Source organism: Brevibacillus sp. SYP-B805 (assembly GCF_011059135.1).
GTDB lineage: Bacteria > Bacillota > Bacilli > Brevibacillales > Brevibacillaceae > Brevibacillus_F.
This window is the reverse complement of the sequence record NZ_JAALGD010000013.1, coordinates 23,822-44,275: the sequence shown is the minus strand read 5'-3', so window position 1 is coordinate 44,275 and position 20,454 is coordinate 23,822. Positions and strand designations below refer to the sequence as shown.

General features: G+C 54.2%; 21 protein-coding genes. 9 read left to right on the top strand and 12 right to left on the bottom strand.

Annotated features, from left to right (window positions below; all coding sequences use genetic code 11):
• Positions 1-462: 462 nt before the first annotated feature.
• The 3 genes from G3578_RS15655 to G3578_RS15645 all read right to left on the bottom strand — a co-directional run bounded on the left by G3578_RS15655 (position 463) and on the right by G3578_RS15645 (position 2,495).
• The gene (locus G3578_RS15655) at positions 463-690 is read right to left on the bottom strand and encodes a hypothetical protein (protein ID WP_165213900.1); all 228 of its coding nucleotides are present in this window, start codon (positions 688-690) and stop codon (positions 463-465) included.
• Positions 691-733: 43 nt separating this feature from the next.
• Positions 734-1,528, bottom strand: a complete 795-nt coding sequence (locus tag G3578_RS15650; protein ID WP_165213899.1) for a hypothetical protein — start codon at positions 1,526-1,528, stop codon at positions 734-736.
• A gap of 817 nt (positions 1,529-2,345) precedes the next feature.
• A complete protein-coding gene (locus tag G3578_RS15645) occupies positions 2,346-2,495 on the bottom strand; it encodes a hypothetical protein (protein ID WP_165213898.1) in 150 nt (49 codons plus the stop codon).
• 117 nt (positions 2,496-2,612) lie between these two features.
• Between G3578_RS15645 and G3578_RS15640 the strand changes: the two genes are divergently transcribed.
• Positions 2,613-4,160, top strand: a complete 1,548-nt coding sequence (locus G3578_RS15640) for a recombinase family protein (protein WP_165213897.1) — start codon at positions 2,613-2,615, stop codon at positions 4,158-4,160.
• Here G3578_RS15640 and rlmD read toward each other — a convergent pair.
• Positions 4,157-5,593: a 23S rRNA (uracil(1939)-C(5))-methyltransferase RlmD gene (gene rlmD / locus G3578_RS15635; RefSeq protein WP_165213896.1), complete on the bottom strand. Its 1,437-nt coding sequence runs from the start codon at positions 5,591-5,593 to the stop codon at positions 4,157-4,159. The genes G3578_RS15640 and rlmD overlap by 4 nt on opposite strands.
• Positions 5,594-5,887: 294 nt before the next feature.
• Positions 5,888-6,778, bottom strand: coding sequence for a diacylglycerol kinase (locus G3578_RS15630; RefSeq protein WP_165213982.1), 891 nt, complete (start codon positions 6,776-6,778; stop codon positions 5,888-5,890).
• A 150-nt stretch (positions 6,779-6,928) separates the two neighbouring features.
• Between G3578_RS15630 and G3578_RS15625 the strand changes: the two genes are divergently transcribed.
• The gene (locus tag G3578_RS15625; RefSeq protein WP_165213895.1) at positions 6,929-7,900 is read left to right on the top strand and encodes an ROK family glucokinase; all 972 of its coding nucleotides are present in this window, start codon (positions 6,929-6,931) and stop codon (positions 7,898-7,900) included.
• A gap of 263 nt (positions 7,901-8,163) precedes the next feature.
• Here the strand turns inward: G3578_RS15625 and G3578_RS15620 are convergent, their stop codons facing one another.
• From G3578_RS15620 to G3578_RS15605, 4 genes are all read right to left on the bottom strand, one after another.
• The gene (locus tag G3578_RS15620; protein ID WP_165213894.1) at positions 8,164-9,069 is read right to left on the bottom strand and encodes an EamA family transporter; all 906 of its coding nucleotides are present in this window, start codon (positions 9,067-9,069) and stop codon (positions 8,164-8,166) included.
• Positions 9,070-9,103: 34 nt separating this feature from the next.
• Positions 9,104-10,282 carry an ABC transporter permease gene (locus G3578_RS15615; RefSeq protein WP_165213893.1) on the bottom strand — a complete coding sequence of 393 codons (1,179 nt, stop codon included), beginning with the start codon at positions 10,280-10,282 and terminating at the stop codon, positions 9,104-9,106.
• Positions 10,275-11,015, bottom strand: coding sequence for an ABC transporter ATP-binding protein (locus G3578_RS15610; RefSeq protein WP_346774021.1), 741 nt, complete (start codon positions 11,013-11,015; stop codon positions 10,275-10,277). The genes G3578_RS15615 and G3578_RS15610 overlap by 8 nt, the downstream gene beginning before the upstream one ends.
• Positions 11,016-11,106: 91 nt before the next feature.
• Positions 11,107-11,859, bottom strand: a complete 753-nt coding sequence (locus tag G3578_RS15605; protein WP_165213892.1) for a CbiX/SirB N-terminal domain-containing protein — start codon at positions 11,857-11,859, stop codon at positions 11,107-11,109.
• Positions 11,860-12,059: 200 nt separating this feature from the next.
• Here G3578_RS15605 and G3578_RS15600 point away from each other — a divergent pair, with 200 nt between their 5' ends.
• From G3578_RS15600 to G3578_RS15590, 3 genes are all read left to right on the top strand, one after another.
• Positions 12,060-13,529 carry a catalase gene (locus G3578_RS15600; protein WP_165213891.1) on the top strand — a complete coding sequence of 490 codons (1,470 nt, stop codon included), beginning with the start codon at positions 12,060-12,062 and terminating at the stop codon, positions 13,527-13,529.
• Between the two features lie 84 nt (positions 13,530-13,613).
• Positions 13,614-14,093 carry a redoxin domain-containing protein gene (locus tag G3578_RS15595; RefSeq protein WP_165213890.1) on the top strand — a complete coding sequence of 160 codons (480 nt, stop codon included), beginning with the start codon at positions 13,614-13,616 and terminating at the stop codon, positions 14,091-14,093.
• Positions 14,086-14,562: a Fur family transcriptional regulator gene (locus G3578_RS15590; protein ID WP_165213889.1), complete on the top strand. Its 477-nt coding sequence runs from the start codon at positions 14,086-14,088 to the stop codon at positions 14,560-14,562. Before G3578_RS15595 ends, G3578_RS15590 begins: the two co-directional genes overlap by 8 nt.
• Here the strand turns inward: G3578_RS15590 and G3578_RS15585 are convergent.
• From G3578_RS15585 to G3578_RS15575, 3 genes are all read right to left on the bottom strand, one after another.
• Positions 14,547-14,999 carry a hypothetical protein gene (locus G3578_RS15585; RefSeq protein ID WP_165213888.1) on the bottom strand — a complete coding sequence of 151 codons (453 nt, stop codon included), beginning with the start codon at positions 14,997-14,999 and terminating at the stop codon, positions 14,547-14,549. The two genes, G3578_RS15590 and G3578_RS15585, sit on opposite strands and share 16 nt — an antisense overlap.
• A gap of 70 nt (positions 15,000-15,069) precedes the next feature.
• Positions 15,070-15,420: a hypothetical protein gene (locus tag G3578_RS15580; RefSeq protein ID WP_165213887.1), complete on the bottom strand. Its 351-nt coding sequence runs from the start codon at positions 15,418-15,420 to the stop codon at positions 15,070-15,072.
• A gap of 76 nt (positions 15,421-15,496) precedes the next feature.
• Positions 15,497-16,237 carry a methyltransferase domain-containing protein gene (locus tag G3578_RS15575; RefSeq protein ID WP_165213886.1) on the bottom strand — a complete coding sequence of 247 codons (741 nt, stop codon included), beginning with the start codon at positions 16,235-16,237 and terminating at the stop codon, positions 15,497-15,499.
• Between the two features lie 182 nt (positions 16,238-16,419).
• Between G3578_RS15575 and G3578_RS15570 the strand changes: the two genes are divergently transcribed.
• From G3578_RS15570 to cyoC, 4 genes are all read left to right on the top strand, one after another.
• Entirely contained in the window at positions 16,420-16,677 is a 258-nt protein-coding gene (locus tag G3578_RS15570) for a hypothetical protein (RefSeq protein ID WP_241254655.1), read from the top strand.
• A gap of 278 nt (positions 16,678-16,955) precedes the next feature.
• Positions 16,956-17,852 (top strand): ubiquinol oxidase subunit II, encoded by an 897-nt coding sequence (locus G3578_RS15565; protein WP_165213885.1) that lies wholly within the window; start codon positions 16,956-16,958, stop codon positions 17,850-17,852.
• Between the two features lie 22 nt (positions 17,853-17,874).
• Positions 17,875-19,845 (top strand): cbb3-type cytochrome c oxidase subunit I, encoded by a 1,971-nt coding sequence (locus tag G3578_RS15560; protein WP_165213884.1) that lies wholly within the window; start codon positions 17,875-17,877, stop codon positions 19,843-19,845.
• On the top strand, positions 19,845-20,453 hold the full coding sequence (cyoC, locus tag G3578_RS15555; protein WP_165213883.1) for a cytochrome o ubiquinol oxidase subunit III: 609 nt from the start codon (positions 19,845-19,847) through the stop codon (positions 20,451-20,453). The genes G3578_RS15560 and cyoC overlap by 1 nt, the downstream gene beginning before the upstream one ends.
• The last annotated feature ends 1 nt before the right edge of the window (position 20,454 follow it).

Here is a 20,454-nt window from a genome sequence, read left to right as displayed (position 1 = left end):
CTAGTCTTATCCTTTAGATTAAACTTCTGACCCAAAATATTAACTTCTCGTTACTAAGTCTCTCAAAAATCAATATTTCTTAATTCATCCTTATATCTTTGAACATTATCAAGCATAGCTTCACAACCTGAAAAGAAATTATACAGTTCATTCATGCGTTCCTTTAAACTCCTTAAATTGATTCTTTTTTCATTATTAAGAACTGGCTCCAATGTCTTTGTTATGGAGTATCTAAAGATAAATGAAGATTTATCAAAATTGTGGAATTGATTGATATAATCCTCTACAATGTCTAAGGTTTCACTATCACTTCCATTATTTGCTTCAAATATAATTGTCTTAATTTCTTTCTATACGGCAAGTAAATCGTGGCTTAAGTGCTTTATTGTTTTCTCTTTTACTTCCCAGCTTACTTCGGAATACTGCAAATAAATTTTTTTCATTCCCAATTCAAGGTATTGTCTATATAAAAAGCAAATAGGAAAAAAAGAACGTATCCAGAGTTCTTATATCTTGAGAAGCAATGCTATAATCTACTAGCTGATCCGCTGCTTGTTTATAACCAATCATGTAACCGTAGAATTGAGTAGATAAATCACCCCATCCAATATGCGAATACTCATAATAATTTCCCCCTTCTTTGAATAATTTTTCACCCTTATTAGGCCAGGGAAACATATCAAAATCCATTAAAGTCATCTTCCCCTTTCTATTACTATCGACTTGTCAAAAATTAAAAAATAAAATCCCATCTCTTTTTTCTAACAATTTCTGTTAAAGTATAATCTTTTAATGTAAAATGCTCAAAAAACTCTCTTAAGCAAGGATACAAATGATACTTGTATTCTATTTCAGTTAGTAATTGAGCCAGTACTTTTATAACTACATATACATGATATACCGCATATCCTTGGACTTTCTCTGCATATTCAATATTGATCATTAATTCACTAACTTTATGAATAACGTTATTATTCTCATCATATACCAAGGTAAAACTTACATCGTCCAGTATTTGATAAAATATTTGAGATTTTTTTGTAACAGTCTTTTTCTTTTTATTTGAAAAGTATTTTAATGTAATCTGATTTTGAATAATCCTCCACTGTCCTAAAGGATTGTAACCCTGTTTTTTACCTGTTAAATTATCTAAGTTATAATATCTTGAAGACACTGCGAATTCCGAAAGTAGTTTCAAAATTTTGACTGAAATATTATCTATACTACTTATCTCTATATTATATTCATTGGTAAGTTCCATAATCCTTTCATACAACTGTATTAAATTGTGACCAAATACTCTTAAACTTTTATTGTCGGGAAATTTTTTATACTTACCCATATGTTCTTGTAAAATTATAAGCTTCATTAGTCTTTCTAGACCAATACTCAATTGAAAAAATGCTTGATAATACTCCCCCTTGAATTGTAGAGAGGCCTTCCTTAAAGAGGTTAATCCGTGATTTAATGAAGTAGAAGCTAAGTATCCTTCATTTATAAGCAAAGCGGTTTGATCTGAATTTTTCATTACCAACACTCCTAGATGGTTCATATATACAAATTTTGGTGAATTGTTTCGCTTGTTTCACTAATTTAAGTATAGATATGAGCGCACCACACACCACAATTCGAAAGTTATAGGGATGATAAACCTATGTCAAATTCAACATGTAGGTTTTTGGGGAGCCGCGGCGGGGGAAGTATGACTAGCCAGCTAAATTAGCTGATTGCCTAATCGTATTTCTAAACTTATCAGAGTAGTCAGTTGTTTAATGTAATCTGTGATCGTCATTGTTTATTTATATTTAAACATTATCGTTTGGATATCATTCCAACCTCCCCCCCCCCGCCCGCTCCGCAGGCGGGGGGCTATGTGAAGATAGGAACACAGAGCATTCCCCCTTGCAAAAAGGGGAATGAACTAGGCTATGTGAGGATGAGGTTTCCAGAGCCTACGAGACATCAGACGCACCCAAGTGTAGCTTTACTGCGTGGATGGCATCCTTCCATCACTCTGTCAAGATTCCCTGCCAATTAGGCACTACGACGGGGCCACTCATTGAGTGGTATCTGGGAAAAGGCAATGTGCCTCTAACGCACGATACACCGATGATGAGTCGGGCCGGTTCTTTAACGTGTGCTACCGAAAAACCACGTAAAAAGCTATATTTAGTTTTTAACAAGCTGTTGCATAATTGTCCTTCATCAGCCTTATACGAAGTCACTAGCGAATAATCCAATTTGAATAAATCATTTTTCGCAATCATTCCGTTTCTGAACTTTGCTCAACTTCAAAAATCGTACAAATCAATAACTCCATGATTTCCTGCAATGTTTGCTCACCGCTAAACAACCTTTTTGTCATCCTGTTCCACCTCCGCAACGACTTCTGGAAAATTTTCATCGGGATATTTCTTAGCCACCCCGCCCGCCATCCGAAAAGTTGCTATTTCTAGGCATCGGGCGGGGTAATTCATCAACGGAATCAGCTTCAAAATGTGAACCTCCCTCTATCAGCCTGATACGAAGTCGCAAGCAAAAAATCCAGCGTTTAATATCAAACTGGATTGTTGGTAGCACGTTTCGTATGAGGCTCATAGGAGGGGCTAATGATGAAATGTGCAGTTTATGCCCGTGTGAGCACGGAGATGAAAAGTCAATTGGACAGTCTGGAAAATCAACTGACGTTCTTTGAAAACTTCATAAGGGAAAAAGGCTGGGAATTGGTCAAAACCTATGCGGATGAAGGCAAAAGCGGCACAAGTACGGTCAAACGTGTAGAACTGCAAAAATTGTTGAAGGACGCGGAGCAACGAAAATTTGAGATTGTACTCATTAAATCCATATCCAGATGGGCAAGGGATACTGTGGACTCGATTACCTTGGTTAGACAACTCATGAGTTTCGGTATTCGAGTCATGTCAGTTGAAGACAATTTCGATTCCTTTGACGATGAAGCGGAATTTAAGCTAGCTATCTATTCAGCGCTTGCCCAACAGGAAAGCGACACCATTTCCAAACGTGTGAAGTTTGGGATTTCGGTAAAATCTCGGGAAGGCAAATTTCTCGGCAGTCTCCCCCCATATGGCTATGAAAAGGTGAAAGGCAAGCTGGAACTTCATCCGATTCACTCACAAACCGTCCGACATATTTTTGATCTGTATTTACGGGAAGGCTGGGGTATGCAGAAGATAGCCAATTACCTGACCTCTAAGAAAATCCCCACCCTGCGGGCGGTAGCAGGAGCCAAAAACGCAGGAGACAAATGGCAATACTCAACCGTGAAATTGATTCTAACCAATCCTCACTATACGGGTGATTTGGTACAGGGACGTTCCAAGACGGACGGGAAAGACAAGATATTTTTGCAGAAAAAGGGCTATAAAAAACGTCTGCAAAACAAGCAGGATGAATGGATTGTCATTCCTGACGCCCACCCCACTATCGTTTCGCAGGAAGAATTTCAGGAAGTGCAGGAGAAGATCAGCAAAAAGGGAGAGAAAATCTTTCGAGGGCGCGGGAAAAAGGCGCTGTTTGCACGTTTGGCGTTTTGTGCGGATTGCGGCGCGGGGATGAACTACAAAAACGACCGAAAAGGCTATGTCTGCGCCACCTACCAGAAAAACGGCAAACAAGCATGCCAGTCCCACTACATCAAACATACAGACCTAAAGGAGAAGGTGCTGGCTGATTTGCGGGACTTGGCGACCAATTCCCTCAACATGAAGGCTTTGCTGGATATCGCTTTAAAAAGGGCGGGGACAAAGAAACTTGGGGCGATGGAAGAATTAAAAAGAGTCGAACGGGACATTCAATCCCTGCAAACTGAAAAAAGGGAACTGCTTCGCTTGTTGTCCCGCCAAGTCATTACTCAACGCGATTATGAGGAACAGTATCAAATCATCAACGATGAACAAGCCGCATTGGAACAACAAAAGCGTGCATTAGAAGTTACTCTCTCTCAAGATATTGACACGGAAACAAACCTACACGCTTTTCAAGCTGAAATTCAGCGTTTTATCCGCCTTCAGTTCGATAACGAAGAAACGCTTCGGCACGTCCTGCACAGACTCATCGACCGTGTCGAAGTGTCGGCGGACGGACAGATCACCATCCATTACAATTTCAAAAATCCAATGCAAAAGGGAGCCGCAAGTTAGGCTCCCTTTCGTAACATCAATATTACACACTCCACATGATCCGTATGCGGAAACATATCCACCGGCTGCACTTCCTTCAACTCGTACAGATCCGCCAGCACCTTCAAATCCCTCGCCAGCGTGGACGGATTGCAGGAGACATAGACCACGCGCTGGGGTTTCATCTGCAGGATGGTGGTCAGCAGGGCTTCATCGCAGCCTTTGCGCGGAGGGTCGACCACGATGATGTCGGCCCGGATGCCCTGTTCCTTCCAGGCGGGAATCACCACTTCGGCCGCCCCGACCTCAAAGGTGGCGTTTCCGATGCCATTCAGTTCCGCGTTGCGGTTCGCATCCGCAATCGCTTCCGGCACGATCTCCACGCCGTACACATGCTTCGCCTTCTGTGCCAGGAACAGCGAGATCGTCCCGATGCCGCAGTAGGCGTCGATCACCGTCTCTTCTCCCGTCAGTCCCGCGTAGGCCAGCGTTTTCTCGTACAGCACCCGCGTCTGCTCCGGGTTTACCTGGTAAAACGACCGGGCCGAGATGGCGAACTTGATCCGCCCGATGTAGTCATAAATCACGTCGCTTCCCCAGAGTGTGATCGTCCGGTCGCCGAAGATCACATTGGTTTTATGCGGGTTGATGTTCTGCACGATGCTTTTCACGTCAGGCAGTTCCCGGCGGATCTCTTCGATCAGCCGCTCCCGCTCCGGGATAAAGGCCTCGGTCGTGATCAGCACCACCATGACTTCCCCCGAGCTTGCGCCCACCTTGGCCACCACATGGCGCAGAAGCCCGGTGTGCCTCACCTCATCATAGGCGGGAATATGCAGGCGGCCTGCGATCCGCTTCACCGCCGCGACCACCCTGTCGTTCGCTTCGTGCTGGATCATGCATTCCTCGATGTCGATGATGTCATGGGAACGCTCCGCATAAAACCCGCCGATCAGCGCGCCGTCGCGTTCCCCGATCGGCACCTGCGCCTTGTTCCGATAGCGCCAGGGGTTGTCCATCCCGATCGTCGGGTGAACCACCGGCGCCCCTTCCCCCTCCAGCGAAAAGCCGCCGATGCGCTGCAGATTGTCCTTCACGATCTGCTGTTTGTGACGCAGCTGCTCCGCGTAGGCCAGATGCTGCAGCGAGCAGCCGCCGCAGCGGTCAAACACCGGACAGGGCGGTTGGGTCCGGTGGGGACTCGGGTTCAGGATCTCCTGCAGCTCGGCGAAGCCGAAGTTTTTCTTCGCATGCACCACCTTGGCCCTGATGCGTTCGCCGGGCAGCGCCTTTGGCACGAACAACGTGTAGCCCTCATGCCGACCAACCCCTGCCCCCTCGTGGTTCAGGCCGGTCACCTCCAGCTCCACCGCCTGTCCGAGTGAGACCGGATAGCTGCGTTCCGCGTTCTCCGCTTGCTGCGGGCCGCGTCTTTTTCTTGCTGTCTTTGCCACTTCCTCTAACTCCTTCTTCCAGTTCTCTTGGAAAACCCCGCCGACTTAAGCTTTGCTTAACCCCAAAAAGTGAAGTAAGCCTTCGAAGCTTATTCCGATTACTTTTCGGGGCCCCCGGCAATAGCTGTCGGCGGGGGCCCCCAACCTTTCCATCTTCGCTTTAGTTCTTTAAAAGACTTTCCGATATACTTAGAAAACCCGGCGAGCGCCGCGCCTTGGACGCTGGCGGAGCCGTCGTTGCGGCGCGCAGGATGGGCGCGTGTCGAGATGCCTCGTGACGAGGCGTGATCGTCATTATGGCACAAACACCTCGATATGGCCGGGCAGCACCTGGCATTCACACGGCAGCTGTCCGCCCATCTCTCCGTCCAGATTGAGCAGCACCGTCTCCTTGCCGAGCGAGACGGCCTTCAGATAATCCGTCCGAAAATGAACGACATGGTCGTCTCGCAGATGCTCCCCGCGCACCGCCAGCGTCACCAGACGGATAAAATCGGGCAGGCTCGCCTTCTTCACGACGATGCAGTCCAGCTTGCCGTCGCTCAAGTCCGCTCCCGGCGCCAGCCGGTCAAACCCGCCGACGGTATGGCTGTTGGCGATGAGAAACAGCATGATCTCCTCATCCACCACCACGCCGTCCCGCGTCTCCAGGCGCATGTGGGACGGATGCAGGAAAGGCAGCTTCTCCAGCCCTTTCATGTAGTAGGCAAGCTGTCCGATCAGGGTTTTCAGCTTGCTGGGCACTTCGTAGGTCAGCTGGGTCAACGTCCCGCCCCCGGCGATGTTGATAAAATAGCGGTCGTTGATGCGCCCGACATCCACCCGTTTTCGCCTGCCTTCCGCCACGATGCGGCAGGCTCTGGTGATCGACTTCGGCACCCCGATGGCTCGGGCGAAGTCGTTGCTCGTCCCGCAGGGGATGATCCCCAACGCCGGACGGGCCGGTTTTTCGGCCATGCCATTGATCACCTCGTTGATCGTCCCGTCTCCCCCCGCCGCGATGATCACGTCAAAGCCGCGGGCCACCGCTCTCTCGGCCTCTTTCGTCGCATCGTACTCGCCTTTGGTGGCGTAACAGGATGTCTCATACCCGGCCGCCTCCAGCAAGTCCAAAATATCGGGGAGGCGGCGGCGAACGATCTCCCGTCCCGAGCTGGGATTATAGATAAGCCGCGCTCTTTTCACTCCCTGTCCCTTCTTCCGTTTCGCACCATGCATCATTTTTCTCATCTCATCATATCCTGTATCGCCAATTTTGGGAATCGCTATGCTGTCCCTGTCATGGTAAGATATACAAAAACGGCATAATTCGTGTCAATTGGAGGATGTTTATTCATGGAGAACCAAGTGATTGTGGGGGTGGATGTGGGCGGCACCGCCATCAAGATGGCCCTGCTTTCGACAGAAGGAGAAATACTGACGAAGCTGGAAGAGCCGACTCCGGTTGCAGAAGGCGAAGACAAGGTGATTGAAAAAATCGCCCGGATGATTACCGATATCCTCAAAAATGCAAACGTTTCCAACGAGCAGGTTGCCGGCGTGGGCCTCGGGGTCCCGGGCCCCGTGGATACTACCACGGGAGTCGTGCTGCAAGCGGTCAATCTCCACTGGACCAGCACGCCGCTGAAGGAGAAGCTGGAGCGGCTGACGGGCCTGCTCGTGAAGGTGGAAAACGATGCCAACTGTGCGGCTCTCGGCGAAATGTGGCGGGGAGCCGGCCTCGGGGCAAAAAACATGATCATGGTTACGCTCGGCACCGGGGTGGGCGGCGGCGTCATCCTGAACGGCAAGGTGATCAGCGGTATCAACGGGGTGGGCGGCGAGATCGGCCATATCACGCTCAATCCCCAGGGCGGCCCGCCCTGCAACTGCGGAAAAACCGGCTGCCTGGAAACCTATGCCTCTGCCACCGCCATCATCCGGGAAGGAACCCGATTGGCCGAATCGGGCAGGAGCCCGCTGCTTGCCGACGCGCTGTCCAAACACGGGCAGCTGCGTGCGAAAGACGTTTTTGATGCGGCCCATGCGGGTGACGAGGCAGCCATCGCTGTCATCGACGAAGCCGCCTTTTATCTCGGCCTGGCATTGGCAAATCTGGTCAATGTGCTCGATCCCGCCAAGATCGTCATCGGCGGCGGCGTCTCGGCGGCGGGGGATTTCCTCTTCTCCCGGATTCGCCAGTCCTTTGTCCGCTTTCTCACCTTTTCTTTTCTGGCGGATACCTGCCAGATTGTACCCGCCACGCTGGGCAACGATGCCGGGGTGATTGGTGCCGGCAAGCTGATCCACGAACACATCGCTTCTTGAAAGAGAAACGCTCCTGCGCCATGCAGGAGCGTTGTTGTCTGTATCATGGCTGATGGTCCCTGCTCGCTCTCGTGACGACCAGCAATGAAGCGGACCATGTCCGCTCTGAAACGCGACGCGGGCGGGGGCTCAACATCTGGGTGTTCTCAGCGTAGTGAGACTCACGCCCCCTTTGCTCCCGCGTCTTCGTTTCTCCGCTGAGTCGGTCGTCAAAGGAGCTCGCCTGGCCCCATCACGCCATGCCTCCAACAACCGGACGGGTTTTACAGCTCCCCGGCCTGCGAAACCGCCGGCTCCTCGCCCTTGCCGCGCGACGCGACGATCAAGGCGGCACCGGCCAGCACGATGAGCCCTCCCAGCATCTGCATCCCGGTCAAGCGTTCCGCAAACAGCAGCGCCGAACAGATGCAGGTTACCACCGGCTCGATGGTGCTGAGCACGGACGCCCGGGTAGAGCCGATCAGCTGGAGCCCCCGGAAAAAACAGCCGATGGCAAGTACGGTGGAACAGAGAACGATCCCGCTGATGGCCAGCCAGGCTTGTCCGCCCAGATCGTAGCGAATCCCTTCCCCGACAAGGGAAATGCACAGAAACGATCCCGCCGCAAACAGCGACACGAAGGCGCTGGTGGCAAGGGGCGGCAGGTGTTTGACGACCCGATTCCCCAGGATGATATAGACCGAGTAGAACAGGGCGGCGCCAAATCCCAGCAGGACGCCCAGCGGATGAACCTCCCCGAATGTGGTCCCCAGCACCAGGGCCAGGCCGCAGACGGACAGGAGGATGGCCCCGACCGTCTGCCTGCTCAACGCTTCCTTGTCGATCACACAGGCCAGGATGGCGACGAAAATGGGGAACGTATACAGGATCAGGGCGGCCAGCGACGGGGAAATGTACTTCACCGCCGTAAAGAAACAAAGCGATTGCAGGGTATACAGCACACTGCCCAGCCCGAACAGGGCCAGCAGCTGGCGGCGGTTGAGACGCGGTGCCTCCCGCTTCCAGCCCAGCAGGAGAAAGAACAGGAGAGCCGCCAGCAAAAACCGCCAGAACAACACGTTGGTCACCGACGCTCCCCCCTGGTACGCATAGGAAGCAAAGATGGACATCACTCCGAAACCGGCTGCAGACAAGACGACGAAGAAGCTCCCCAGGTAAAACGGATTCACGATGATTCCCTACTTTCTGTCAGAAGTTCTTCCTTCATTTGACGAGCAGCTTCTCCCGCCTGAACAGCTTTCCCGCGATCACGATAACCACCGCGACATACAGCAGCGAGGAAAGCAGGACGGCCAGCGCATGCCCGATTTGCACATCGCCGTAGAAGATTTCTTTTAACATAGCCGTTCCATTAAAAATTGGCAATAGATAATCGTAAGGCGGAATATCCATGGGAGTGAGCGGCATCATGATATAGGCCGGCAGGGAGGCCAGAAAGGCGACCGGCATCAGGAAGATTTGCGCCTGCCGCGGCGAGCGGGCCAGGGTGCTGATCAGCAGTTCCACACCCGCAAACAGCGCGGATAGAAGCAGCAGCGTCATCACCAGGATCCCGACGGAAAGCGGATGGAAAAAACCGAGCGCAAGCGGCGCTTCGCTGTCCGGCGCCATGCTGAAAACCAGGGTCAGGCTGATGACGGAAGCAAGGGAACTGATGGTGCTCATCATCATCACGGCCAGCAGTTTGGCCGTCAAAATGCTGCCGGCTGTCACCGGAGCGGTGATCAGCGATTCGAGGGTGCCGCGTTCCTTTTCTCCGACAATGCTGTCCACCGCCACCGGAATCCCGCCGGACGCAAGCGAGAGCATCAGCAGCAGCGGGACGATGGCGGCCAGCTTGCTGCCCGCCATGCGCTCCTCTGTCGCCACGCTGGCAAACGAGAGCCCGATCGGGTGGACGGTCTGCGGGGACAATCCGGCAGCCGCCAGCCGCTGGTTCACCACCTTCGTCTCGTAGGCGGCAATCGCTTCCCGAATCACGTCCCGGGCGATCTCCGACTTCTGATTGGACGGATCGTACCAGACGATGAGGGCGGCGGCTCCCCCCCTCTCCAGGCGTTGGCCGAAGCCGTTCGGGATGGCAAGGGCGGCGCGTATTTTTCCTTCTTGAATCCCCTGGATGGGATCGGGCGTCGGCACGATCTTCACGCCCGGCACCTTCGCCAGCTCCAGGACAACCGGTTCCCGGCTGTCTCCCTGAATGGCAAGGGGGATATGCGACCGCGCTTCCTGCTCCGCCTGCGTGAGCGAGAGATTCAAGATATAAATGACAAAGGGGATCACCAGAATCGGGATCAGGAACGCGCCGATCCAGGTCTTGCCGTCCCGCATGATATCCGTAAACTCCCTGCGAAAGATGACCCACACGCTGCGATCAACCAAGCCGCTCCCCTCCCGACACCATCTTTACGAACAGATCATCGAGATCGTGCAGCCCCGCGTAATGGCGCAGTTCGGCCAGCGTGCCGACAAACAGCAGCCTGCCTTTGTGCATGATGGCCAGCCGGTCGCACAGCTTCTCGATCTCCCCCATGTTGTGGCTGGAAAACAGGATCGTCTTCCCCGCCTGCCGAAGCGCCGTGATCAGCTGGCGAAAAACGGCGGCTGCGCTGACATCCAGGCCGGTGGTGGGCTCATCCAGCAGGATCACGTCCGGATCGTGCACCAGCGTGCGGGCGATAGCCACCTTTTGCTGCATGCCCCGGGAGAAGGGTCCCACCCGTCTGTCGAGGAACGCTTCCATCCCCAGCAGCTCCGCCAAAAAAGCGATCCTCTCCGCCAACCGTTTCGGCTCCAGGCCGTACAGCCGGCCGAAAAAGGCAATATTCTCCCTGGCCGTCAGCCGCTCGTACAAACCGACGTCTCCGCCGAACAGAATCCCGATCTGTCTGCGCACCGCCATCGCATCCTGACGCACGGAATACCCGTTGATGCGAATCTCTCCCTCCGTCGGCTGCAGGATGGCGGCCATCATGCGCATGGTGGTGGTTTTGCCGGCGCCGTTTTCGCCGATCAGACCCAGCACCTCGCCCCGCCGGATCGCGAACGAGATGCCTTCGACGGCGGTTATGCGGCCGAAGCGTTTCGTCACCGCCTCAACTGTCACAGCTTCCACTGCTGTACACTCCTTTGCTTGGCATCATGTGCCCATGAAAAAAGATCCCCCTACCTGCATATGCGGAGGGAGATCTTTCTTCGCCTTCTTTTTAGTTTGCCTTGGCCAGCTCGTGCTGAATCGTCTCCTCCAGCCATTCGGTAATCAGGGCGTGCGGGAGATACGTCCGTCCGCTGTAGATGGAAGGGGCGCCTTGCAGCCGGCTGGGAATCACCTTCTTGGTGAAATAGCCTTCGCTCAAAAAGAGCGGCACGACGATCGTCCTGTTTTTGCGGGCAACCGCACGCACGCGTTCCCCGATGTTGTCGGGATGCAAGGTGCCGTATGTGGCTCCCTTGAAGCCGAACTCCCTGCGCAGGGCAGCGGCCAAACGCTGCAGGACAGCCTCCCATCGGCGGTGATACTCTCCTTCATCGGCGCCGTGTCCGACCAGCATCAATACTTCGTCTTCCGGTCGGGCAGAAAGCTCGCGCACCCGTTCCTTCAAGATTTCAACGATCAGCGGATGATCGTCCATCGGCGGACAGTAGACGATCTCGGCTTCCGTCTCGATCCGCTCCCACTCGTCATCCATCCGCCGATCATGAACGCCCAGCATATACCCGATCTCGTCGATATGGGTGCTTCCCGACGCGACAAACAGCGGAACGGCGATGATATGGTTGACACCCTGGCGCTCCAGCTCCCGGATGCCGTCTGCAATCAGCCGGCCCTCCACCTGCTCCAGAAAACAGGTGACCACCGGCACCGGAACCTGCAAAGCGCCTGCCGCCTCATCCACCAGTTCGACCCAGGAGGCATTGCTGGAGCCATGGCCAATGATCAGCGCTCCACTTTTTCTCACCGGCGACCCTCGCTTTCTTCCGAATCTCATTGGACAACGTACCTGAAATATACCAACATTCCGCCGCTTAATCAACCTTCCTAAAACAATTTTCAATAAAAATTATCATTTTATAATCATTATTGTCAAGTGGGTTGCGTGGTGTTATGATGTAGAGGAATTCTCTTTTTAAAATTATTCTAAATGGGGTGAATTGAAGAATGGAAGAACGTCATTCGCTGACCACCAATCAGGGAGCACCGGTCGGAGACAACCAGAATTCCCGGACAGCCGGCCGCCGTGGTCCAACCTTGCTGGATGATTATCATCTGATTGAAAAGCTGGCCCATTTCGACCGCGAGCGGATTCCGGAACGGGTGGTGCATGCCCGCGGCGCCGGAGCCTACGGGGTGTTCCGGCCGTACCAGAGCATGGCTCGCTATACGAAGGCCGCCTTCCTGCAGGACCCGCAGGTGGAGACGCCCGTCTTCGTGCGCTTCTCCACCGTGATCCATCCGAGCGGCTCGCCCGAAACCCTGCGCGACCCGCGCGGATTCGCCGTCAAATTCTACACCAGCGAAGGAAACTACGATCTGGTCGGCAACCATCTGCCTGTCTTCTTCATCCGGGATGCCATGAAGTTTCCGGACATGGTGCATTCCTTGAAGCCCGCACCCCATACCAATATCCAAACCCCCAATCACTACTGGGATTTCATGTCCCTTACACCCGAATCCACCCACATGATCACCTGGCTTTTCTCCGATCTGGGCACGCCGGCCAGCTACCGGCACATGGACGGCTTCGGCGTGCACGCGTTCAAATGGGTGAACCAGGCCGGAGACGTGGTGTATGTGAAATACCACTGGAAAACGAATCAGGGCGTCAAAACCTTCACGGCGGAGGAGGCCCAGGTCGTAGGCGGACAAAATGCCAGCCACGCCACCCAGGACCTGTACGAAGCCATCGACAGGGGCGATTATCCAAGCTGGGAGCTGTTCGTGCAGATTCTGCAGCCGGATGAGATGGACCGCTTCCCATTTGATCCGCTCGATCCGACCAAGGTATGGCCGGAAGACGAACTGCCCTTGATCCGGGTGGGTCAGATGATCCTGAATCGCAACCCGCAAAACTATTTTGCCGAGGTGGAACAGTCGGCGTTTGCGCCCAGCGCGCTCGTACCGGGGATCGAAGCGTCGGAAGACAAACTGCTGCAGGGTCGTCTTTTCTCCTATCCCGATACGCAGCGGCACCGGCTGGGCCCCAATTACCTGCAAATCCCGGTGAACTGCCCGTACGCCCCGGTGCGCAACCATCAGCGGGACGGCTTCATGACCACGAAACCGGACCCGTCCCCGATCAACTACGAGCCCAACAGCTATGCCGACAGCCCCAAGGAAAACCCCGCCTACCGCGAAAGCGAGCCGGTGCTGACCGGTGCGGCGGTACGGCAAAAAATCGAAAAGACCGACGACTTCACGCAGGCGGGTGAGCGTTACCGCACCTTTACGCCGGAGCAGCGGGACAATCTGGTGAAAAATCTGGTCAATGACCTGAAAAAAGCCAATCCCGAGATTCAACTCCGCATGGTCTGCCACTTCTACCGGGCGGATGCGGAGTATGGTTCCCGCGTCGCAGAGGGGCTGGGCCTCGACATCCGGCAGTACGTTCAGCAGTCGACCACAACCTGAGTGAATCCAGTCCAAAGGCAGAGGATGGCCGGTCAGCAGAAGCTGTCGGCCTCCTTGCAATCACATGAAGGGAGGCGAAGCGGAGTGAGGCTGATTCAAGCGCTGTACAAGTATGCGCTGCCATCTACCGAGGGAAACAACCTGTCGTTCGGGGAATTGTTGAAGGAAGCAAACGGCTTGCTGCTGCTCTCTTTTCCGCTGGCGTTTACCCCGGAGAGCGAACGTTTGCTGGCTTGGTACCGGGATCAATACAGCGTGCTGGAGCCGCTTCATATCCGCGTTGTCGGGATGAGCATCGACAGTATTTACGCCTTGAGCGCCTTTCGCGAACAGCTGCAGCTGCCCTTCCACCTGCTAAGCGATGCCAACCGCGATGCCAGCCGCTGTCTGGAGCTCCTGCTGCCGGAGGTTGCCGGCATCAGGCAGGTGCCGGCCATGTCCGTCATCTACTTTGACCATTTGCGGCGGGTAAGGCGTTGGGGACACGGGCTCGCGCAGCCGGATCATGCGCAGATCCTTGCCGTCCTGACCAACGAGACAAGGATGGTGATGACCAATGGATGACGCCCTCCTGGAGCAGGCAACGGTCAAGCTGCGGGAAGCCGGGGTCAGAATGACGCCCCAGCGGCGGGTGATCTTGGAGTATTTGTATCAGCAGCGAAACCATCCCACGGCGGATGACATCCATCGGGAAATCGGGGCCAAATATCCGGAGTTTCGGGCGTTGAGCGTCACCACGATCTACAACAACCTGAAAACCCTGAAAAAATACGGTTTGATCAAAGAGATCTACACGCAAGCGGGGATCGCCCGATACGACAGCAACATCGACCACCATCATCACCTGCTGTGCACCGTCTGCGGCAGCATTGCCGACTATTATTATCCGCTTCGCTTCCCGGTCGATGAACTCCGGATCGACAGCGATTTCACCGTGGAAGATATCTACGTGGAACTGCGCGGCATCTGTCGGTTGTGCAAGACGCAGCCCGAATTGCAAGCGGTTTCACAGCCGGATCAGAAGGTGACATGAAGCAAAAAGGCGGCCCGCCTCGCACCGCTGAATGTAACCTGCACCACGCCGCTGCGGCCGCGCAGCAGGGGCGGAATCGATGCGGCCAGCGTAAACGCCGGGTGCTCCCGGTCCACCCGAACCCGGGCACGCGCTTCTTTCGGCACGAAGACCGGGTCGCCTGCTGTTGTATAGAAATCGAGGGTGATCTCTCCTGCCTGCCCGAAGCTGGTTCCTTGAAAGACGATCGTATCGGCCACTTTTTCCCCCGCACGCACATAGTCCAATTGAAAGAGCGGATGCTTGAGCGCGAGGGGTTTCCCTTGCTGCCAGTCGGTAAGAACCAGGTCATACTCTGTCGTGGCAGCGATCGGCTCCACAGCAGAGGGACGAGCCTGGAAGGGGACGGGAGAAAATGGCTGCACAAGGGAAGCGGCCAGCATCAGGACGACGATCATGGCGAAACACCTCGGATCTTTTTTCCATAGGGTTCCCCTGCGGATGAAAAAATACCCTTGCCGTTATCCGTCAGGCAAGGGTCGCTTCTTGGTATTTGGCTTTGAACGCTTCCGGTGAAAAGCCTTCAAACAAGGCGCGGAACGCGGCGTAATCATTGAAATAGTGACGGCTGAATCTCCCGTCCGGATGTTTTTCCAGGAAGAGCACGGCCGCGATGCGGTTCACCGGCACGCCCTCCTTCTCCTGATCATAGATCCCCTCCTCCGCCAGCTGCTTGGCGAAATAGCGGACATATGTGACGGTCAGTGTTTTCGTCTCCCCGCCCGCCTGGTAGGTGACGATCGACCGGTCAAAGGTGTCCGATGGCGAGCCCCCTTTGCCGGGCGGTACGCTTTCCCCGGTTACGGACAGAATTTTCATCGCGTCTCCATCCTCTCACATGCGTTTTCTTCTTTCTATTATAGAAGAGAGGGGAAAATAGTACAAACAGAACCGCTTATCTGGCTTGCATCAGATAAAACACGTAGCCATAACAGTCGGCGTATTTCCGGTAGAGATCGATCTCGGCTTGTGTCTCCGCCAGCTGTGCCAGCGCATCGGGATGATCGGCATATTTCTCCCTCAACACGGCCACTCGTTTTTCCAACGGGTCGTAATAATCATTCCACCAGTCCGACTCCGGCAGGACAAAATGATCGACCGGCACATAGCCCGTCTGCCGGATCAGGTCGATATTCTCCCCGACTGACTTCATCGCGGGATAGTTGGCTGCCCAGAACTGTGCGACCTCATCGGGCAAATCCCGGCGCAGCCATGAAATCTCGGTGACAGCCAGAAAACCGTTGGGCTTCAGATACGAGCGCCATTCCCTCAGCCCCCGCTCGAACCCGATGATGAAGATGGCCCCTTCCGACCAAATGACATCAAAGCTTTTTGCGGGAAACGGCAGGGAAAACATCGATGCCACAAGCGGCGTAATTTTCCCCTGCAGCCCGGCTGCCGCTGCCCGTCTTGTCAATTCCGCCAGAAACGGCTCATGCGTATCAACAGCCGTAATGCTCCCATCCGTCAGCCGCGCCAGCTCCAGCGTCTGCATCCCCGGACCGCACCCGATGTCCAGAATCTGCGGGCGGGGCGGCAATCCCTGCAGCAATCCGTATGCTTTGCGTGTGGATTCGTTGCTCCCGGGCCCTTCCCGGGGAATGTCCTTGTGAATTTCGAAAAAGATAGCGGCCACCCCTTATTTCCCAAATGATTACCAATTATAGGGCCCGGCTTCCTTTTTGACAAGAGATGAACCGTTTTCTACCACGGGACCTTCATGGCTTTGTGTCTTTTTTTTGAAAAAATATTGAACATTCGGTGAACATCATGGCATAATGGGAGTACGAACACCTCCGGGGAAAAGGGGTTTTAGCCATGAAGAACAACGTGTACGTGATGCAACAGGCACAAGCGGCCAGGCAACAAAGCGGCCTGCGGGGGGCACAGATGCTGCGCCGGATCGCGTGGTTGGCCGTAGCAGTCGGAATATTTTTGTTTATTTGGAATGTAAACGATTTCAACAGTGAAAATCTTGGCTTAATGGTTTCCATTGGATGTTTGATCGCCGGCATGAACATCTTTTTGTTGAGCACCGTGTTTTCCCTGCTGCATACGGAGTCCGGCGAGCGGTAGTATCGAAGCGAGCAGCAGGAGACCGCTTCGAAATGAAAATGGCTGCCGACGTTATCGCCAGCCTGAAGGTCGTACCGAAAATGGTACGGCCTTTTTTATTTTGTGGATAACTAGTGAAGAATGAATGAACATTTTGCGACGAAATTAAAACAGATTTTTGAACACTGTTCGGGCGGCACACACAAACGCTCTTTCGCTGTTATGATGAACATGTGATCAAATTCACATATTTTGATTCGGCTGCACAAGCGGGAGATAGACGAGGAGATGAAACAGACATGAGAAAGAGAGATTGGTTCCATCGTGGAAAATGGATGCTGATGGCGGCAATGGCGACCTTGTTGCTCGCCGGATGTGACAACCGGTATCTCGTCCTGAATCCGAAAGGGCCTGTCGCGGAAACCGAGTATCGGCTGATTGTCCTTTCCGCTGTGCTGTGTGCCGCTGTCGTGATTCCCGTATTGGCGCTGCTGGCGTTTATCATCTACCGCTATCGGGATAAGCCGGACAACAAGGCGCCCTACAAACCGGACTGGGCGCACAGCACCACCCTGGAAGTGGTGTGGTGGGGCATTCCGATTGTGATTATCGCCATCCTGGGGTATTTTACGGCACGCACCACCTTTGCCCTGGTGAAACCGCCGGTGACGGACGCCACGCCCATTACGATCCAGGTGACCTCGCTCGATTGGAAATGGTTGTTTACCTACCCGGATCAAAAGGTGGCCACCGTCAATTACGTGGAGATTCCGGCAGGGGTGCCCGTCCAGTTCGTCCTGACATCGGATGCCCCGATGAACTCGTTCTGGGTTCCGCAGCTCGGCGGTCAGGAATATACCATGCCCGGCATGGCGATGAGACTCTGGCTGCAGGCCGACCATCCGGGAGAGTATTTCGGCCAGGGGGCCAACTTTACGGGGAAAGGGTTTGCCCACATGCAGTTCAAGGTAATTGCGAAGCCGCAAGCCGAGTTTGAAGCGTGGGCACAGAACGTGAGAAAGACGGCACCGGCCATGACCAAGGAGGATTACACCGCCCTGGCGAAGCCCGGCCTGTCTGAAACCCGTACCTATTCTTCCTATCCGGAAGGGCTGTTCGAAGAGATCGTCAAGAAAAACGGCGGTCAGGAGCATGATCACTCCATGAACCATGACGGAATGACCCATACACCGTAAGGCAAGAGGGGAGAAAATGGAGATGTTCGAAGAGATAAAATCATTCGCGTCCACCTTCTTTGTAACCGGCGACCCGCTGATTTACGGGGCGGACGTTGCGATCGTAATGACAATGCTCGCCATCGTGTTTGTGCTCACTTATTACAAAAAGTGGGGCTGGCTGTGGCGGGAATGGCTGACCACGGTAGACCACAAGAAGATCGGCATCATGTATTTGATCGCTTCGCTCTTGATGCTGTTCCGCGGCGGGGTTGACGCGCTGCTGATGCGGCTGCAGCTGGCCATGCCCGATGTCCATTTCCTGCACTCGGAGCACTACAACGCCATCTTTACGACACACGGCACCATCATGATTCTGTTTATGGCGATGCCGATGATGTTTGCCTTGTTTAACATTGTGGTTCCCCTGCAGATCGGGGCGCGGGACGTGGCTTATCCGTTTCTGAATGCGCTCAGCTTCTGGCTCTTTTTCTTCGGGGCGATGCTGTTTAACCTCTCCTTTGTCATCGGGGGATCCCCCGATTCGGGTTGGCTCGCCTATCCGCCGCTTTCCGAACTGTCCAGCAGTCCGGGCGTCGGGCAAAACTTCTATATCTGGGGAATTCAGATTTCCGGGATCGGGAGTTTGGCGACGGGGATCAACTTCCTGGTGACCATCTTGAAAATGCGCGCGCCCGGCATGAAGCTGATGCAGATGCCGCTCTTCAGCTGGTCCGTGCTGTCGAGCTGCGTCATGATCATTTTCGCCTTTCCGATTTTGACCGTGACGCTGGCGCTGCTGTTTATCGACCGTTTTACCGGGGCCCACTTCTTTACCCTGGACGGCGGCGGCAATCCCATGATGTACGTCAACCTGATCTGGATGTGGGGACACCCTGAGGTGTATATCGTGGTGATTCCGGCCTTCGGGATCTATTCCGAAATCGTCAGCACCTTTTCGAAGAAGACCATTTTCGGGTACAAGTCCATGGTTTTCTCCATGATGATCATCAGCGTGCTCTCCTTCTTTACCTGGGTTCACCACTTCTTCACCATGGGGGCCGGCGCTGACGTCAATACCTTCTTCGCGATCTCGACGATGGCGATCGGGATTCCGACCGGCGTGAAGGTCTTTAACTGGCTGTTTACCATGTTCCGCGGCCGCATCCAGATGAAGCAGCCGATGCTGTGGACGCTGGCCTTCATCCCGTGCTTCGTGGTGGGGGGCGCGACCGGGGTCATGCTGGCCGTCGCGCCGGCGGATTATCAGTACCACAACAGCTATTTCCTGATCGCCCACTTCCACCAGGTGCTGATCGGCGGGGTGGTATTCGGCTACCTGGCCGGGATTTACTACTGGTGGCCAAAGATGTTCGGCTTCAAGCTGGATGAACGTTTGGGCAAATGGGGCTTCTGGTTCTGGAATATCGGGTTCTACGTCTGCTTCATGCCGCAGTATGCCCTGGGATTCATGGGGATGACCCGCCGCGTGTACACCTACGGCTGGGACATGGGCTGGGCGCCGCTGAACTTCGTGTCGACGGTGGGAGCCTTCCTCATGGGGATCGGCTTTATCTTCCAGGTATGGCAAATCGCCTACAGCATCAAGCATGGGGAACGCGACCTGACGGGAGACCCCTGGAACGGCCGCACGCTGGAATGGTCGATTCCGTCCCCGGCTCCGCTCTATAACTTCGCTGTCCTGCCGCAGGTGAACAGCATGGATGCATGGTGGGAAAAGAAACAGCAGATGCAGCAGGGCGAAGTCAAACAGGAGCCGGTCAAGCTGGAACCGATCCATATGCCGAAAAACTCGGCCATTCCGTTTGTCATGTCGTTCTTCTGGTTTATCGCCGGCTTCGGCTTCACCTTCCTGTGGGTGTGGATGGCCGTTGCCGGGTTGATCGGCGTCGGGATTTGCCTGCTTGTCCGTTCGTTCCAATATGACACGGATTACTACATTTCGGTGGATGAGATCAGACGCACCGAAAAGGCACTGGGGAGGGCTGTCTAATGGCACAAGCACATGCCGCGGCTCATCACGACCATCCGCATGACCACCATGACCAAGAGTCCTTGAAAATCATGGGGTTCTGGATCTTCCTGGTGACCGACTGCATTCTGTTTGCCAGCCTGTTCGCCACCTATGTGGTGCTCAGGACACACACCGCCGGCGGACCGGCCGGCCATGAGCTGTTCGAAGTTCCGGGATTTGTGGCCGAGACCTTTATCCTGCTGACGAGCAGCTATACCAGCGGACTGGCAACGCTGGCGATGCACAAGGGCAACACGAAAGCGCTGATCGGCTGGTTGATCGTGACGGCGCTGCTGGGAGCAGCCTTTATCGGGCTGGAAATCAGCGAATTTGCCAACATGGTGCATGAGGGAGCGACCATCGCCACCAGCGCGTTTCTTTCCGCCTTTTACACCCTGGTCGGAACGCACGGGCTGCACGTGTCGCTCGGTCTGGTGTGGATGACCGCGATCATGATCCAGCTGGCTCGCCGGGGCATCACGCCGGTGACCCATCGCAAAGTGTTCACCGTCACGCTTTACTGGCACTTCCTGGATGTGGTCTGGATTTTCCTCTTTACCGTCGTCTATCTGATGGGGGTGATGTAAC